13 protein-coding genes are annotated in these 14,773 nt (G+C 69.0%); 9 read left to right on the top strand and 4 right to left on the bottom strand.

Annotated elements, in window-relative coordinates; genetic code table 11:
- Nucleotides 1-13: 13 nt before the first annotated feature.
- On the bottom strand, nt 14-694 hold the full coding sequence (locus ACIA5C_RS01555; RefSeq protein ID WP_396050089.1) for an alpha/beta fold hydrolase: 681 nt from the start codon (nt 692-694) through the stop codon (nt 14-16).
- A 91-nt stretch (nt 695-785) separates the two neighbouring features.
- Between ACIA5C_RS01555 and ACIA5C_RS01550 the strand changes: the two genes are divergently transcribed.
- Entirely contained in the window at nt 786-1,766 is a 981-nt protein-coding gene (locus ACIA5C_RS01550; RefSeq protein ID WP_396050087.1) for a GlxA family transcriptional regulator, read from the top strand.
- Between the two features lie 38 nt (nt 1,767-1,804).
- Here the strand turns inward: ACIA5C_RS01550 and ACIA5C_RS01545 are convergent, their stop codons facing one another.
- Nucleotides 1,805-2,005 carry a GMC oxidoreductase gene (locus tag ACIA5C_RS01545; protein ID WP_396050085.1) on the bottom strand — a complete coding sequence of 67 codons (201 nt, stop codon included), beginning with the start codon at nt 2,003-2,005 and terminating at the stop codon, nt 1,805-1,807.
- 306 nt (nt 2,006-2,311) lie between these two features.
- Here ACIA5C_RS01545 and ACIA5C_RS01540 point away from each other — a divergent pair, with 306 nt between their 5' ends.
- The 8 genes from ACIA5C_RS01540 to ACIA5C_RS01505 all read left to right on the top strand — a co-directional run bounded on the left by ACIA5C_RS01540 (nt 2,312) and on the right by ACIA5C_RS01505 (nt 12,818).
- The gene (locus ACIA5C_RS01540) at nt 2,312-4,042 is read left to right on the top strand and encodes a cellulose binding domain-containing protein (protein WP_396050083.1); all 1,731 of its coding nucleotides are present in this window, start codon (nt 2,312-2,314) and stop codon (nt 4,040-4,042) included.
- Nucleotides 4,043-4,153: 111 nt separating this feature from the next.
- Nucleotides 4,154-6,613 (top strand): FG-GAP-like repeat-containing protein, encoded by a 2,460-nt coding sequence (locus ACIA5C_RS01535; protein WP_396050081.1) that lies wholly within the window; start codon nt 4,154-4,156, stop codon nt 6,611-6,613.
- A 77-nt stretch (nt 6,614-6,690) separates the two neighbouring features.
- Nucleotides 6,691-7,287, top strand: a complete 597-nt coding sequence (locus tag ACIA5C_RS01530) for a class I SAM-dependent methyltransferase (protein WP_396050079.1) — start codon at nt 6,691-6,693, stop codon at nt 7,285-7,287.
- 169 nt (nt 7,288-7,456) lie between these two features.
- On the top strand, nt 7,457-8,755 hold the full coding sequence (locus ACIA5C_RS01525) for a serine hydrolase domain-containing protein (RefSeq protein WP_396050078.1): 1,299 nt from the start codon (nt 7,457-7,459) through the stop codon (nt 8,753-8,755).
- A 108-nt stretch (nt 8,756-8,863) separates the two neighbouring features.
- On the top strand, nt 8,864-10,096 hold the full coding sequence (locus tag ACIA5C_RS01520) for an alpha/beta fold hydrolase (protein ID WP_396050076.1): 1,233 nt from the start codon (nt 8,864-8,866) through the stop codon (nt 10,094-10,096).
- Nucleotides 10,097-10,225: 129 nt separating this feature from the next.
- Nucleotides 10,226-10,750: a SigE family RNA polymerase sigma factor gene (locus ACIA5C_RS01515; RefSeq protein ID WP_396050074.1), complete on the top strand. Its 525-nt coding sequence runs from the start codon at nt 10,226-10,228 to the stop codon at nt 10,748-10,750.
- Nucleotides 10,747-11,487 (top strand): hypothetical protein, encoded by a 741-nt coding sequence (locus tag ACIA5C_RS01510; RefSeq protein ID WP_396050073.1) that lies wholly within the window; start codon nt 10,747-10,749, stop codon nt 11,485-11,487. Before ACIA5C_RS01515 ends, ACIA5C_RS01510 begins: the two co-directional genes overlap by 4 nt.
- A 74-nt stretch (nt 11,488-11,561) precedes the next feature.
- A complete protein-coding gene (locus ACIA5C_RS01505) occupies nt 11,562-12,818 on the top strand; it encodes a serine hydrolase domain-containing protein (RefSeq protein ID WP_396050071.1) in 1,257 nt (418 codons plus the stop codon).
- A 33-nt stretch (nt 12,819-12,851) separates the two neighbouring features.
- Here ACIA5C_RS01505 and ACIA5C_RS01500 read toward each other — a convergent pair whose 3' ends face one another.
- Nucleotides 12,852-13,541 (bottom strand): response regulator, encoded by a 690-nt coding sequence (locus tag ACIA5C_RS01500; RefSeq protein WP_396050069.1) that lies wholly within the window; start codon nt 13,539-13,541, stop codon nt 12,852-12,854.
- Entirely contained in the window at nt 13,541-14,752 is a 1,212-nt protein-coding gene (locus ACIA5C_RS01495) for a sensor histidine kinase (RefSeq protein WP_396050067.1), read from the bottom strand. Before ACIA5C_RS01495 ends, ACIA5C_RS01500 begins: the two co-directional genes overlap by 1 nt.
- Between the last annotated feature and the right edge of the window lie 21 nt (nt 14,753-14,773).

Raw genomic sequence — 14,773 nt, 5'->3', positions numbered from 1 at the left:
ACGGTCGAAGTGGCTAGCTCGCTGCCGAGACGATCAGATTCGCGGTCTCTTCCACGTGCACCAGCGGCACGGCGTGCGTGGAGGCGACCTCGACGACGGTTGATCCGGCGCGCTCGGCCATGAACCGCTGCAGCTCGGTGGGGATCGACACGTCCGCGGTTCCGATGAGTGTCCAGGACGGCAAGGAACGCCAGGTCGCCGGGCCGCTGAGCTTTTCGCCCAGGGCAGCCGGATCGATGGGGTGCTGAGCGGCGGCGAGTACCGCCGCGGTCGCGTTATCGAGGTCAGCCGCGTACACCTCAGCGAACTTCTCGGGACGCAGGTACATGTCGGCGCCGCCGGGGTACCGGCGGGTCATGGTGTTTTCCGCGGTGAGCCGGCTTCCCGGGAACCGGTAATTCAGTTCGCCGGCCGACTCGTCGTGATCCTGCTGGAACGCTGTCACGAACACCAGCGAACGCACGGCCGCGGTGAGCGCCGCCGGGTCGGAGATGATGGATCCTCCGTACGAATGGCCGGCGACCACGACCGGCCCTTCGACGGACTCGAGGAAACTTCGCAGGCACGCGACATCTGAGGCAAGAGAGCGCAACGGCATCACCGGAGCGAGAACAGTGAAGCTCCGTCGCTGCAGCTCGGCGATCACGCGGTGCCAGATGTCCGGGCCCGTGAGAGCCCCGTGAACGAGGACCACAGTAGGTTTCGTGGAATTCATAGCATCAGCTTCCGCAGCTGGTCGGCGGCTCGACAGCGGCAGTTCTGCCCTCCGGCGATAGGATCGTGCCATGGCTCGGCATCGGATCGCCGTACTGTTGCTCGATCAGGTTCTGCCGCTGGACTTCGCCATCCCGATGCACGTGTTCGCCCGCGAAACGCCAGAGTTCTACGAGGTGGTCACGGCCACTGTCGATGGTCTTCAGGTCGCCGTGGCCGGCGGCCTGACCCTGAACCCGGAAGGCGATCTGCGTCTGCTGCGCGCGGCCGATACCGTGATAATTCCCGGTTACGCCGAGGCGGCGAGCCGCCGGCTCGATCCGCGAATGCTCGATGCTCTCCGTGCCGCCGACGCCCACGGCGCCCGCATGATCTCGATCTGCTCCGGGACGTTCGCGCTGGCACAGGCCGGCATCCTGACCGGGCGGACCGCCACCACGCACTGGTCGCTCGGCGCCGAGCTGGGCCGCCAGTTCCCGGACGTCACGGTCGATTCAACGGCGCTGTTCGTCGACGACGGCCGGGTGCTCACCTCGGGTGGTGTCACCGCGGGCGTCGACCTGTGCCTGCACGTGCTGCGCAAGGATCTGGGCCCGACTGTCGCCAACCATGTCGCCCGGCGCATTGTCGCCGCCCCTCGCCGCGACGGCGAACAAAGCCAGTACGTCGAGACGGCTCCGGTCCCGCCCGGCGACGACGCGATCTCCGCCGCCCAGCAGTGGATGCTCTCGGCCCTGGACCGGCCGATCACGGTGGCCCAGATGGCGGCGCGGGCGAACCTGTCGCCTCGGCATTTTCACCGCCGTTTCCAGGAGCGGACCGCGGCGACGCCGCTGGCATGGTTACACGCCCAGCGGATCGCTCGCACCAAGGAACTACTGGAGACCACGACGTTGCCGATCGAGGAGATCGCGGGCCGCGTCGGTCTCGGCACACCGGCCAACCTACGCGCTCACTTCCGCCGCTCTACCAGCATCTCCCCGTCCCGGCACCGCTATCTGTTCGCCCACGAACACCCCGGACCTGGGCCCGAGCCCGGATCTCGTCACTGATCACCGGCCGAGGAATTCGGCGGCCCGGTAGCCGATCATCATGGCGGGCAGGTTGGTCTGGGCCCGGGGATGTCGGGCATCACTGAGGCGTCCGCGACCAGCAGGTCAAGTACCCCGTGCACGTTGAGCTGCTGATCGACGACACGGGCTCCGCGGTCGGCGTGGTCGGTCAGATGGGCGAGGTGCACCCGGACCCGTGCCTCACCGAACTCCAGCCAGCCGGCGCTTCGCGGGCTCATCCGAGCGCACATCATCGCCGGCGCAGTGGCGGTCGTCGCCCCGGGGAACGGGTACACGTGGGCGATCTGATCCGGCCTCGCGCGTCTCGTGCATGAACTTCTGCCTTTACGGTCACTGCACGCTCGTCATCACCGGTGGGACACCGGCTCACAAGGAACGGCCCGGGCGGCTTGTTGCCGGGACGGAGCCGTCCGAGGATAGTGATTTGTGTCGATGCCTGCGGCCGACGTGGGCGACCTCAGGACCACACACGCGTCGACTGTGCGTTCTGCTGAGTTGCCCGTGCGTCGAAAGGACCCCACGAAATGCACGCCTCCATCCGGGCTCGATCCGCCGTCCTCGCCGGTACGCTGCTGGGGGTCTGTGGCGTCGCGCTGTCCGCGCACGCCGCTACCGCCGGCTGCTCGGTGTCCTACACCGTCACCTCGCAATGGCAGGGCGGCTTCGGGGCGAACGTGTCCATCACCAATCTCGGCGAGCCGGTCAACGGCTGGACGCTCACCTGGGCGTACCCGGCCGGTCAGAAGGTCACCCAGGCCTGGAACGCATCGGTGTCGCAGAGCGGCACCCAGGTCACGGCCCGCAACGTCAGCTACAACGCCGGCATCGGCACCAACGCAGGGGTTGCGTTCGGGTTCAACGGCTCCTGGACCGGCAGCAACCCCGTGCCGGCCGGCTTCACGCTCAACGGCGTCCTCTGTACCGGCGGCGTGACCGGTTCCCCCACACCGACATCGCCGACCACGCCGCCGACCACGCCGCCGACCACGCCGCCCACCACGCCGCCGACCGGCGCGGACGACTGGGCGACCTACCACGGCAACAACACGCGCGACGGCAACGCCACCCATCTCGCGCCCCTCTCCACGCTGTCGGTGGCTTGGAACGCTGCGCTGGACGGTGCCGTCTACGGTCAGCCGCTGGTGGTCGGCGGCCGGATCTTCGCTGCCACCGAGAACGACACGGTCTACGCCCTGAACCCGGACACCGGGGCCGTCGTGTGGTCCGCGCATGTCGGCCAGCCCGAGCCGCTGTCCGACCTGCCCTGCGGCAACATCAACCCGTTGGGAATCACCAGCACGATGGTGTACGACCCGGCCACCAACCGGGTGTTCGCCCTCGCCGAGACCGCCGGTGGCGCGCACACGCTGCTGGGGATCAACGCCGGCACCGGGGTGGTCGAGGTGCGAGCCGCGGCGGAGCCGCCGCTGGGCACCCCGAAGGCACACCAGCAGCGCGGCGCGCTCACCCTGCTGAACGGACGCGTCTACATCGGCTACGGCGGCCTGCTCGGCGACTGCAGCGACTACATCGGCTCGGTGGTCTCGTTGACCACGGCCGGCACCGGCAAGCTGAGCTACGCGATTCCGACCAGCCGCGAGGCGGGCATCTGGGGGACCGCCGGCGGCGTCGTCGACGGCAACCACCTGCTGTACGCGGTCGGGAACGGCGAGTCCACCACCACGTACGACGGCAGCGACTCGGTGATCGCGCTCTCGCCGGACCTGCAGCGGACCGACTTCTTCGCCCCCTCCGACTGGGCGACCCAGAACGCCGGAGACGCGGATCTCGGGTCGATGAGCCCGGCCCTGGTCGGTCAGTTCGTCTACGCGGACGGCAAGGCGGGCATCGGTTACGTGCTGCGGCGCGACAACCTCGGCGGCATCGGCGGTCAGGTCTCCCAGCTGAACAACGGATGTGACGCCTTCGGCGGCAGCGCGGTCGCCGGGAACACGATCTATCTGCCGTGCACCACCGGGCCGCGGGCGGTGACCATCGGCTCCGACGGCACGGCACGTGAGCTCTGGCGAGCCGGCATCAACGTACCCGCGGAGGGCTCGCCGGTCATCGGCGGCGGCGCCGTCTGGGTCGTCGACTACTTCGGTGGCGTGCTGTACGCCCTCGACCCGGGCTCCGGGGCGGTGCTGGCACAGGTACGCGTCGGCCAGGCTCCGAACTTCGCGTCGCCCACCCTGTCCGGCGGCCGCGCCTACGTCGGGACCCGCGCCGGCGTCACCGCCGTCGCCGGTGCCTGAGGCAACGCGACCGGACGTCGCCGACCCCTTCGGCTGTCCTTACGGGACGATCCCGTGCCCGAAGCTCTGACTTCCTCGCACCAGTAGAGACCGGCTGGGAGCGTCGGCCGCATGGATACGGAAACGGGGGCCGGGCACAACCGGCGCACCGGCGTAGGCAATTCACCGTGGCGGACGGCTCCGGCCGGCATCCGGAGACGTGTGCTCGCCGTCTGCCTGACCGTCATCACCCTGGTGTTCGGCACCGTGACGCCGGCGCGGGCCATCGTGGGCGGGCGCAACTCGGCCACGCTCGACGGCCAGGTGCAGATCTATGTCGAGACGACCGGGCAGATCGGCGCACCCCCGGATTTCGAGTGCGGCGGCACGCTGATCGGTCGGCAGTGGGTGCTGACCGCTCAGCACTGCTTCACCCTCACGGGCGGCTCGCCGGCCAACTCGCTTGTCCTCGCCGGTAACCGGCGAGGCGGACAGGGCGAAGTGCATACGGTGCAAGCGATCTATTACGAGCCTGACCATGACGTCGCGCTGGTGCAACTGACGGCGCCGGTGAGCCAACCCAACTGGGTGGAGAGTTACGGCCTGGGTGTGCCGGCCGTGGGCGCGGACGTCGCCCTGCGCGGCTGGGCGACGGGCGGGCCCCAGCCGCAACCAACCCTGCAGGTAGCGACACTGCGGGTACGCAACACCCGCGAGCCGAACCTCCCCAACGAGCGGATGTCCCTGGACGACATCCAGCAGGGCGGCCCTCAGCCTGGAGACTCCGGGGGCGGTATCAAGGCGGGAAGACGGATCTTCGCGGTCTACGTCGGATTCGACGACGACGAGGGCTTGGAGTTGGCGGTGCCGGTCGAGGACGTCGCGCCGTGGATTCAGCGCATCAGCGGAGTCGGGCCGACCAACCAACTGCGGGTGATGGGTCTCGGGTCGTCGACGACGTACGGCCAGGGTAGTTCGGACGGCAACGGCTATCGGGAGATGGCCGGCAACGGCCTGACCGATCTGATCAACCGGGACAACCCGACCGATGACCCCGAGACGGTGGACTGGGTCGGTTCGGTCCGAGTCGGCACGATGACGGATCGGGAGGTCGAAGGCTGGCCGGGTTTCATCCTCTCCGACATCGCCGGCAAGGCGAAATGCGCCGTGCCGGCCTATCAGCCGAACCTGATCACGCTGATCGCGGGCGGCAACGACATGATCAATTCAGTGGACGTGGCGGGGGCGCCGGCCCGGCTGGAGAGCCTCATCCGGCAGGTCAGCGCCGATTCTCCGGGAGTCACTGTGCTGGTGGCCGGCATGCAGCCGTTCCACGCCCCGCTCAAGGACTGGCAGCAGGTCGACGCCCAGGCGAAGACGTTCACCGCCCAGATTCCCGGGCTGGTCGACCGCCTGGTCACCGACGGCCTGTCCGTGGTCTACGCCGACACCACAGGGCTGCAGCCCTCCGACGTCGGCCCGGACGGTATCCATCCCACTGATCAGGGCTACGCGAAGATCTCCGACGCGTTCGTCAAAGCAGCCACCCGAGCATTGGACGCCGGGTGGATCGCGCCACCGAACCCGCAGGCCGCCAACGCGGCATCGAACCCGTGCGGGCTCAAGGACGACGGCGCCGGCGGCACCGCAGCGAACAAGTTCGGGCCCAACTGGGAGGACCACGGCGTCATCCAGGCCGAGAATCATCCGAACAACGAGAGCCACTGGCTCGTCGACATCAACAAGGACGGCAAGGCGGAGCTGGTCACCGTCGACCCGAGCCAGCACTTCCGATTCTGGTGGAACAGCGGGCCCTCGGGTACGTCGACATGGACGCCCTTCGTCGAGGGGCAGAACTCCTACGTCCCGGCCGCGGGCGCGGTCGGCAACGCCCTGCGCTTCGGCGACGTCGACGGGGACGGCTTCCCGGACTGCATGGTCATCGATCTCAAGGGCCGGGTGAAGGTGCATACGTGGAAGGCTGACGCACCGTCCGGGCAACGGATGTGCATGAAGACCTACGCCGGGGACGCCAACGTGTACGCGCAAGGGTCGAAGGACGGCAAGCCGGGCGTGCCGCTCGACATCGATCCGAATTCGAGGATCCGTTTCGCCGACGTCACCGGCGGAGGACGCGACGACTACATCCTCATCGGGCCCGACGACTCGACGAGCATGTGGGCCAACCGGGACTTCACGACCTGGACCAACCCCGACGCGCCGGACGAGAACGGCCCGGACAAAATCGACTATCTCAACTGGGCCCCGCCGATCCACATCGGTGATGCCCTGGCCAGCCCACGCCAGATCCGGTACGCCGACCTGAACGGCGACAAGCGCGCCGACCGGATTCTGATCACCGCCGCCGGCGGCGCGCGGGCGTGGATCAACGACGGGCCCCGGGGCGCGAGCGGGACGTTCCGCGACATCGGCCGCATCGCTCCGGACAGCGGCCTGCCACCCGCGGACATCCAATTCGCCGACATGGACGGCGACGGCAAGGCCGACATCTCCCGGGTCGGCTGGACCGCGGTGACTCACACCTGGCTGAACAAACTCCCGCCTGACTACTTCAACGTATTCCATCCGTAGAGACGCCGACCGGCGCCGCGCAGGCCCCGACGGGTCGCGGCGCCGGTCGCGAGCTCATGGCAATTCGGAGTCCGTACGTGCCTGACGATGCCAACGGTTCGACGGTTGCCGACGACTATGCGGGTCCACCACCGCCGTGGGACATCGGGCGCGCCCAGCCGGCCCTCCGCCGCCTAGCGGACCAGGGCCTGCTCACCGGGCGCGTGCTCGACGTTGGCTGCGGAACCGGCGAACACGCCCTGCTGGCTGCTTCCCTTGGCTTTCCCGCCACCGGGATTGACCTGTCGCGGAACGCTATCGAGATCGCCGGCCGGAAGGCAGCCGAGCGGGGCCTGGCCGCCCGCTTCGTCGTCGGTTCGGTCTTCGAACTGGACCAGCTGGATGAACAGTACGAGACGGTGCTCGACTGCGGCCTGTTCCACAATCTCCATCCCCGGGACCGCGGAGTGTTCCAGGCCGTCCTCAGCGCTACGGTACCGACCGGCGGCAAATACTTTCTGCTCGGCTTCAACGACCGGATTACGACACCGACCACGCCCTACAAGCTGACCGAAGCCGAAATCATCGAGACCTTCCGGCCGAATTGGCACGTCCGCCGGATCGAGCCGGACAGCATTCACGTACGAACCGGATCCCCGGTGCCGGCCTGGCTCGCTGCCCTCGAACGTCGATAGGCCGAGAGCCGGCGCCCGTCGGCGGTTCCCCCGTGCGAGCTAAATGCCGGGCGGTCGAGGCCCCGCTGGCGGGGGACTTCACACGGCTCGCTGCTTCCTAGTCTCGGATTCGTGGTTACGAGTGAGCGACCCGCCGACCGTAGCCCGACGATGAGTAGGGAGCAGGGACATGAGCTCGTACAAGCGCGTGACGAAGACGGTCAGGGCGGCTACCGCTGCGGTGGCTCTGACCGGGTTGCTGGGGTTGGGCGCATGCGCGGCCGCAGACCGTACACCTGGTTCCGCGGCGGGCACGTCGACGGCGCCGGCCGGCCATGTCGTACCGGGCGCGGCGCTGGACGCGCTGGCTCAGCGCGACGTCGACGCGGGGGCGCCCGGGGTCGTCATCCGCATCGACGACGGCCGGCGGCCGCCGGTGACTGTCGCCAAACAGGCGGACTGGACGCGGGCGGATCACCGTCTGTCGGCCGATGACCAGTTCCGGATGGGTTCCAACACCAAGACGATGGTGGCCACGGTCGCGTTGCAGCTGGTCGCCGAACACCGTCTGAAGTTGACCGATCCGGTGGAAAAGTGGTTGCCCGGTGCCGTCGCCAACGGTCAGAAGGTCACGGTGCGGATGCTGCTCAACCACACCAGCGGCTTGCCCGACTACTTCTTCGACCTTGAGAGGGGCCGCTTTGATACGGATGTGCTCAACGCGGTCACCGGCAAGGTACAGCGCGCCTGGGCACCTCGGCAGTTGCTCGCGACCGCCGCGAAGTATCCGGTCCTGTTCGCCCCGGGGACGAATTATTCGTACAGCAACACCAACTACGTGGCGGTCGGGCTGATCCTCGAGCGGGTCACCGGCGACAGTGTCAGCCACCTGCTGCGGAGCCGCATCCTGCGCCCGCTGGGCCTCAACGACGCCTATCTGGCGACCGACGGCCGGTCCCGCGACGGAGACCACCTCGCCCACGGCTACGAGCCCGATGCCGCCAACGTCGCGCCGATCCTGAAGAAGTTCGGCACGCCCGCCGGCACCCAGTTCTACGGCCCGGCCCGGCCCGGACACGTCGACGTCACCGGGTACGACCCCACTTACACGTGGGCGGCCGGTGCGATGATCGCCACGCCGCGCGACTGGGATCGTTTCTTGTCCGCGCTGCTGTCCGGCCGGCTGCTGCCCAAGGCGCAACTCGCTCAGATGCGCACCACCGTCGTGGATCCCACCAGCCAGGGGACCGTACGCTACGGTCTCGGCCTGATGACGTACACCAACCGGTGCGGGACGGTCTGGGGTCACACCGGCGGCATCCCCGGTTTCGGCAGCCAGAACTACACCGACGCGACCGGGCAGAAGACGGTCTCGGTCGTCACCACCACCCAGTTCGGGGCCAAGACCGACGCCATCGCGGTAGCGGATCAGCGCGTCGTCGACGCGGCGGTCTGCACCATGCTCGGCAAGCCCATCCCGGCGAGCTGACGCCCTTCGCCTGGCCATAGGAACGCCGAACGGGTACAGGCAGCTGTACCCGTAGATGGGTAGCTGCCGGGATGGATCCTCGCCGCGGCAGAAAATAGCGTTTTCGGCATGACCACGAACAACTACCGCAAGCTGACGATCGGCCTCACCACCGCCGCCATCCTCGCCGCGGGCGTGGGAGTCGCCAATGCCGATGTCACCGGCACCGCCCGCACCGGCGACGTCAAGACCGCCACAGCCGCCGCGAGATCCGGCTGGGAGGGCATCACCCGCGAGCAGGTGCGGATCGACTTCGGCAAGGGCTGGGTCACCAAGGCCGAGCTCACCTACCCGAGCAACGCCGAAGGCCGTCTGCCGCTCGTCGTCTTCCTGCACGGCAGCGGACTCAACGACATGGATCAGACCATGCCGGAGGGTAAGGGCTCGACGTTCGTTCCGCTCGCACAGGCGGCCGGCCGGGAAGGTTACGCGACGCTGCGCTTCAACAAGCGCGGTGTGACCGACGTCGGGCCGGTGGAGAGCACCGATCCGGCCCAGCTGAACCCGAAGAACCCGTACGACCAGATCCAGAAGGACGCCGCCTCGGTGATCCGTTTCGGAGCCCGGTCGCCGAAGGTGGACCCGTCGAAGATCTTCCTCCTCGGCCACAGCGAAGGCACCAACGTGGCCGCCAACCTGTCCGCCGCCCCGAAGAAGTTCGGGATCCCGCAGCCGGCCGGCGTGATCGCGATGGGCGTCGTCGGTCAGCCGGTCAAACAGTTGCTGACCTTCCAGATCTACGGCCGCCTGCTGGTGGAGCTGCACGATGAATTCGACGTCAACGGCGACGGTCGGCTGACCGCCACCGAGGCGGCCAACGGCCTTCTCCGCCAGCCGAAGGAGACCGCCGACCAGTTCCGCTCCGTCCTGCTCGACGGCAAGAAGGTGCGGGCCGGCACCGACACCGACCACGACGGTCAGATCGCCATCGACGCCGAGGCCGGCCCGGTGCTGCGCAAGGCCACCGACATCGACGACTACCCCAACATTCCGGGCCTGACCCCGTACGTGGTCAGCTACGCCAAGGACATCGCGCGGTTCCCGGACGTGTCGCAGGCGCTACCCAAGTTCTCCGGCCCGGTGCTGTTGCTCAACGGTGAGGACGACATCCAGACTCCGGCCCGCGTAGCGATCGTCGCCGACGCCGCCCTCGCCGCGGCCGGCAACCAGGATCACACGCTGATCACCTATCCGGGCATGGCGCACACCATGAACGTCACCTCGAAGTTCCACCCCGACTTCGGTTCGCCCGATCAGCAGGTCGTGACTGCGGTGAAGAACTGGCTCAAGTCCCATCGCTGAGGAAAACCACGAAGCGGCCGCCGACCGGGCGGCCGCTTCGGTGTGTGGCTGGGCGTTTGTTGAACGGTAAGCGCAACTTTTTTGGGTCCTCGCCCGTCTTGACCCGCATGACGTCGGGAGAGGGTGCCTATGGCTCGCGGTGACGAGGAGTTCGTCGAGTTCGCCAAGGCGAGCTCGGCGCGGCTGCAACGGGCCGCCTACCTGCTGACCGGTGACCGGTATCAGGCGGAGGAGGCCGCCCAGGCGGTCCTGGTGCGGGTCTATGCGGCCTGGGGACGCATCAGGCACGGGGACCCCTATTCGTACGCTCGTGCGACGCTCGCCAATCTGGTCAACGACCAGTGGCGGCGGCCGTTCCGGGAATATGCGACCGAGTTCATGCCCGAGCAGCAGGCGCCGCGTGATGTGGCCGACGACGTGGCCCGGCGCCGGTGGCTGATCGGTGCGCTGGGGGCGCTGTCGCCGCAGGAACGTGCGGTAGTCGTGCTGCGGCATCTGTTCGACGCGAGCGAGACCGACGTCGCCCGCGACCTGGGCATGCCGCTCGGCACCGTGAAGAGCCTGAACTCCCGCGCTTTGGCGAAATTGAGGACAGCCGTCGGTGCGCTCACGCCGACGCAGCAGATAGAGACAGAACTAGGGGTACAGCGATGACCGACTTGGATGAGCTCAATTCCGCACTGGATTCGCCGCCGGACTTCGAGCCGGTCTCGCTGGACCTCGGCTACGTGATGGCCGCCGGTGGCCGCATGCGCCGCCGGCGGTGGGCCGGGAGGGGCGTTGCGTCGGGTGTGGCGGTGGTCGCGGTGCTCGTGGTCGGCGGGGCGATGATGAGGCCGGCCGGTTCCACGACCGACGCGGCGGCCTATCCGGCGCCGTCGGGAATCGATTCGTCCTATCCGGTGCCGTCTGCGCTCAACTCGTCGGCGCCCGGCATTCTCGGCCGGGTCGTGGAGACCGGCCAGTGGCTCGACGGCAAGCAGTGGATCATCTACGCCGAGACGGTGGATTCCTTTCATCTGAACGCGAACCTGACGCTCGTACTCGGGCGCACGACCACCGGGTACATCAACGATTTCTCCACTGACATCATCAGCAGCGACACCGGCCACAGCCGGATGGCGGAGGGCTTCCACGCGGTACGGGCGGGAACGGTGCTCGACGGCCGGACCACCCCGACTTTCGGGTACTACAAGGGCGATCCGGCCCGGATCACCGCCCGGGACAACGCGACCGGCGCTACGGTCGAGGCGCACCTGACGGCTTGGAGCGGGTTCGGGAAGGACGAGAAGGCCAAGATCTTCTGGTTCGACTTCTCGGCAGGCCGGCAGCCGACGCACCTGACCGAGCTGACCGCGTACGACCGGAACGGCAACCGGCTTCCCGAATAGGTAGAGCCTGCTACCGACGTGATTGGGATGCTGGCATGGCTGCCCGACGACGCTCTCCCGGCCAGACTCTGATCATGACTTCTGACGCGATTGTTCCCACGCCTCGCCGGCGGGCGATGTGGACGTTTCCCGCCTGCATCGCGGCCGTGCTCGGGCTGATCGGCGCGGCCGCCGTCCCCGTATCCGCCGCGACCTCCGAATCCGCCGTCATCGTCCCGGCCTCCAGACCGGCATTGCGGAACGCGGCCGACGCGGTGGTCAAGGCCGGTGCGGTCGGACAGCTCTCCCGGGCCGACGACGGCCGACGGGTCACCCAGGCGGCAGCCGGCCGAGCCGACCGGGCCACCGGTCGGCCCCTGCGAAGCAACGACCAATTCGAGATCGGCAGCAACACCAAGACGATGATCGCGACCATCGCCCTGCAACTGGTCGCCGAGGGCAAACTGCACCTCGACGACTCGGTGCGGAAGTTGTTGCCCGGCACGATTCCCGCCTCGTCCGGCGGCAACGCGATCACGTTGCGAATGCTGTTGCAGCACACCAGCGGCCTCTACAGCTACACCGACCCGGCATTCATGACCGCCGTGATCGCCCACCCCCGGGCGCACTACCGGCCGGAGCAACTGGTCGCGGCCGCCCTCAAACACCCTCTGACATTCGCGCCGGGCACCGGTTGGGCGTACTCCGACACCAACTACATCGTGGTCGGCATGATCCTGCAGCGGGTCACCGGCCGGACACCCGCCGATCTGATCCGCGACCGGATCGCCCGCCCGCTCGGCCTGCGCCACACCTACCTCGTCACCGGCGCCGCGTCGGATACCGGCCCCGGCTACGCACACGGCTACATGGGCACCTTCACCGGACCGCCGACCCAGCCGACGATCCACTACACCGACGTGTCGACCTGGGCGCTGGGCAGCTTCGCCGGCACGGCCGGTGCGGTCGTCTCCACCGCACCCGAGCTGAGCCGCTTCCTGTCGGCGCTCCTCGGCGGCCGCCTGCTGCCGCCCGCGCAACTGGCCGCCATGAAGACCACCGTCTCAGCAGGGGCCGGCACCGGCATCGACTACGGCTTGGGCATCCTGCGCACCGACACTCCCTGCGGCACGGTCTGGGGGCACACCGGCAGCACCTTCGGCCACGACAGCTACATGTTCGGGTCCGCCGACGGACACCGCACGCTGATCATCGACACCACGACCGACACCGAGCTCAATGCCCAGTCGCCCGGCTCGAACCCGATCAAGGACGCGATGGCTACGGCCGAGGGAACCGCGTCGCTCACCGCCGCCTGCGCGATGTTCGATGAGCCCGTTCCGGCGTCGTAGCCACCAGCGGCAAGCGCCCGGCGGCCGGTGTCATCAGTCGTCGGGCAGCGCCAGCCCGATGCGGTAGGCGAGCACGACCGCCTGCACGCGATCGCGCAGGTGCAGCTTCGTCAGGACCCGGGACACGTACGTCTTCACCGTCTCGGTGCCGAGGAACATCGTCTCGGCGATCTCCGCGTTGGACCGGCCGGTGGCGAGCATCCGCAGCACCTCGAGTTCGCGGTCGGTGAGCCGGGCCAGCGTCTCGGCTCGTCGCTTCGACTGGGCCTCGCCCTGCCGGATTCGCTCGCCGAAGTGGCCGATCAGCCGGCGGGTCACCTCGGGTGCCAGCAACGCGTTGCCGGCCGCGATCGTGCGGATCGCGGCGATCAGGTCGGGCGGCGGGGTGTCCTTGAGCAGGAATCCGCTGGCGCCGGCCCGCAGCGCCTCGTAGACGTACTGGTCGAGGTTGAACGTCGTGACGACCAGCACTCTGGCACCGCGTGGAGAGTCCGGCCCGGCCAGCCGGCGCGTCGCCTCGATCCCGTTCAGACGCGGCATCCGGATGTCCATGACGATGAGGTCCGGCGTGAGGCGGCCCGCGAGCTCGACCGCCTCGATGCCGTCGACGGCCGCACCCACCACCTCGAAGTCCGGCTGTGCGGACAGGATCGTCACATAGCCGGCACGGACCAGCGGCTGGTCTTCGCAGACGAGGATCCGGACAGGGGACGGGCCGCCCATCACGACCCCGTTCGCTTCGGGAAGCGGGCGACGAGCCGGAAGCTGCCGTCCTCGCCGCCGGACGCCTCGAAGCGCCCGCCGGCCAGCGCGACCCGCCGGCGTAACCCACCCAGCCCTCGCCCCGACGACGGCGGCCGAGGGCCCCGGAGTACCGGCGTGTCGCCGGCGTTGCCGTCGGTGATCACCTCGACGAGGACCTCCTCCGGGGAGACGGCACACAGCCGTACCAGGGTCGGCCGGCCCGGAGCGTGCTTGAGCGCGTTGGTCAGCCCCTCCTGCACGACGCGGTAGGTGGCCAGCTCGGCCAGGCCGGCCACCGCGGGCGGCGGATCGTCCCGGACGAACTCGACCGGCTGCCCCGCGGCCCGGGTCTGCTCCACCAGGTCGCTCAGGTCGCCGACCGCTGGTTCGGTCGGGGCCGGCCGCGCATCGTGTCCCGGGCTGAGTACGCCCAGGAGTTCCCGGAGGTCGGCCAGCGCATGCCGTCCGGTGGTGCCGATCGCGACGAGTCCGTCGCTGACCTTCGCGCGGTCGTCGGCCGGAAGATATTGCGCCGCGTCGGCCTGCATCACCATGGCGGTCACGTGATGGGTGACGACGTCGTGGAGCTCTCGCGCGATGCGCTCGCGTTCCTCGGTCAGCTCCGCGTCGATCCGGTGGCGGTGCAGGCGGGCCTGGTTTCGCAGACGGCTGCGCGACCACGCACCGAGCACCCAGCATCCCGCCGGGAGCGCGAAGAACAACGCGAAATCCCTTGGCGGGAACGGCGAACTGGCATGGATCATCCACGTGCAGGCGGCGACGTAACCGGCCGTCCACAGCGCGACGGTCGCCGCGCGGGGGCCGGCCTGCAGCATGCCGGCGCTGTACAGGGCCACGTAGAGGGCGGCCGTCGCGAGGGTCGGCCGGTAGCCCAGCGCCTGGTACGTGAAGAACGCCGACGACACCAGCACGAGGCACAGTCCCGGGGCGCGGCTGCGAATCGCCAGCGGCAGCGCGTGCGCCGCGACGAGACCGGCCGCGAGCAGGTCGAACGGTCGCTGTGCGGTCGGCCAGCCCAGCGCCGTACCCTTATCGGCGAAGCCAGGCGTGAACGACAGGATCGCCACCACCGCGGCGATCCCAAGATCGCGGTGTCCGGCGGGCACCGCCCGCAGCCGATCGACGGCGAGGCGTACGCGCCGCGATCCGAAGTGTCCGCGGCCGGGCATGCCGAAAGTATAGATTGCCGC

It is taken from the genome of Actinoplanes sp. NPDC051343 (assembly GCF_044455125.1).
Classification (GTDB): domain Bacteria; phylum Actinomycetota; class Actinomycetes; order Mycobacteriales; family Micromonosporaceae; genus Actinoplanes.
The sequence above is the reverse complement of the archived record's forward strand: the minus strand, read 5'-3'. Positions and strand labels throughout refer to the sequence as shown.